The following is a 302-nucleotide window of genomic DNA, read 5'->3' as shown; positions in this document are numbered from 1 at the left end:
GTGGGCATCGTGAGCTGTGAATAATATCCATGCTAATAAGAAATATTGTTTACAAATTTTTTTAAAATGACCCAACTTTACTAGTTGCCGATTTTCTAGTCCAGGGATCTTATTTGAATAATCTGAGACATCCACAATAATGGAATTAGTTAATACATTAACTACCGAACCAATTAGTGTTACTGACGAATCATGACGATAACTGAATTTTACAGAATCACCAAATTTTAGATTTACAGATTTTTTATTCATCAACTAGTTCCTCCTCAATTATATCTGTCAATTATACACATCTCCGAGCC

At 32.1% G+C, this 302-nt stretch carries 1 protein-coding gene; it reads right to left on the bottom strand.

What is annotated here, in order from left to right; all coding sequences use genetic code 11:
* Window positions 1–252: hypothetical protein (locus ACSG5Z_RS30610; RefSeq protein WP_435712831.1), on the bottom strand; the 252-nt coding region annotated here is incomplete at its 3' end.
* Window positions 253–302 lie beyond the last annotated feature (50 nt).

It is taken from the genome of Bacillus pretiosus, assembly GCF_051294775.1.
GTDB classification, from domain to species: Bacteria; Bacillota; Bacilli; order Bacillales; family Bacillaceae_G; genus Bacillus_A; species Bacillus_A wiedmannii.
This window is presented reverse-complemented; position numbering and strand designations above follow the sequence as displayed.